The following is a 1,607-nucleotide window of genomic DNA, read 5'->3' on the forward strand; positions in this document are numbered from 1 at the left end:
CCCTATGTGTCAACCTGAATCCATACATCGGCTCATTGAGTTAAACTCTATTTCAGAGCCCGCGATTCAGGAGCGTAACAATGCCCAAACCGCCATCAGACATGCCTGAGAATCAAGTGACTCCCAACCCCAACCTGGAGAAGCGCACTCGCAGACGCTTCACCACCGAGTACAAGCTTAAAATCCTGGCCGAGGCCGATGCTTGCGAGCACGGCGAAGTCGGCAAGCTACTACGCCGGGAAATGCTCTTTAGCAGCCAGCTGGCCACTTGGCGCCGTGAACTGGCCACCGGAGGCGCTGACAAGCTTACGAAAACGGCGCCTGGCCCCAAGGCCTCCAAAACGCCTGAGCAAAAGCGCATCGAGCAGTTGGAGCGCGACAACGAGCGACTCCAGAAAAAGCTCGCGGTGACCGAAGACTGCGTCTCGCTCCAAAAAAAAGCGTTGTCGATGCTCGATCACAGCAACAATGGGAGCGAGCAATGATCACCGTCATTGAGCAACGCCCACCGCGCGTCCCGTTGGCTATGGCCTGTGATGCGCTGGGCCTGACTCGCAGCACCGTGTACGCCTGGCACCGCAAGCCCTCGGCTCAACCCCAGGAGCCAGCAGCTCGCTCACGCAAGCACTGTCCGCAGCCCAGAGCACTATCGACTGAGGAGCGCCAGACTATGCTAGATGTGGCCTACAGCGAACCCTATCAGGATCAGCCGGTGTATGAGATCTTTCACAACCTGTTGCAACAAGGCCAATACATGGCCTCACTCAGTACCTGGCATCGGGTGCTGCGTGAGCAGGCCACCAGTGGTGACCGGCGACCTCAACGCCAGCCCCAGAGTCATGCTATTCCCCGCTTGACGGCGACAGCGCCCAATCAGGTGTGGAGCTGGGATGTGACCAAACTGCCCACCCGTCAGAGAGGACAATACCTTAACCTGTATGTTGTTCTGGACCTGTTCAGCCGCTTTATCGTTGCCTGGATGGTCTCGCGCAAAGAGAACGCCGCACTGGCCCAGCAGTTGATGCAAGAGTCCGTCGACCGCTACGGGGTAGACGCAGGCTCGCTCACGCTGCACCAGGACCGAGGTGCGCCGATGATCGCCCACAGCTACCTCGACTTGATGGCCGAAATCGGCGTCACTTGCAGCCACAGCCGTCCGCGTGTGAGCAACGACAACGCGTTCAGCGAAAGCCAGTTCAAAACCGGGAAGTACCAACCAGACTACCCGGGCCGCTTTGACAGCGTGGCTCACGCCCAACAATGGTTCCGGGACTATGTCCAGTGGTACAACAACGAGCACCATCACATTGGTCTGGCCGGCTTTACCCCGGCGCAGGTGTTTGCCGGCGACTATAGAGCGATTGCCGAGCAGAAGCAGCGGACGCTGAATGCGCACTACGCCGCTCACCCGGAGCGCTTTGTCAAAGGCTGCCCGACGGTGGCCTTGCCACCGTCCAGCGTCTCCATCAATCCGGTCCAGCCGGGCGAGGGAGACGCCGATACCAGCAGCGCCATTAACTTCCCGACGCTGCCATCGGCCAAGCACACGGCGAACAAATCTACATTAACTGGCTAAGCAACTGTCCGAATCAGGTTGACAGGTTCCG

2 protein-coding genes are annotated in these 1,607 nt (G+C 59.1%); both read left to right on the forward strand.

The window, feature by feature from the left end:
* Positions 1–80: 80 nt before the first annotated feature.
* Positions 81–485, forward strand: a complete 405-nt coding sequence (locus tag AAE484_RS17375) for a transposase (protein WP_341939703.1) — start codon at positions 81–83, stop codon at positions 483–485.
* Positions 482–1,576 (forward strand): IS3 family transposase, encoded by a 1,095-nt coding sequence (locus AAE484_RS17380; RefSeq protein ID WP_341939704.1) that lies wholly within the window; start codon positions 482–484, stop codon positions 1,574–1,576. Before AAE484_RS17375 ends, AAE484_RS17380 begins: the two co-directional genes overlap by 4 nt.
* Positions 1,577–1,607 lie beyond the last annotated feature (31 nt).

Source organism: Marinimicrobium sp. C2-29 (genome assembly GCF_038419845.1).
Classification (GTDB): Bacteria; Pseudomonadota; Gammaproteobacteria; order Pseudomonadales; family Cellvibrionaceae; genus Marinimicrobium.

Excerpts from the sequence above, each read along its gene's own strand:
- AAE484_RS17380 (WP_341939704.1), top strand. The coding sequence starts at position 482 with ATGATCACCGTCATTGAGCAACGCCCACCGCGCGTCCCGTTGGCTATG.
- AAE484_RS17375 (WP_341939703.1), top strand. The coding sequence starts at position 81 with ATGCCCAAACCGCCATCAGACATGCCTGAGAATCAAGTGACTCCCAAC.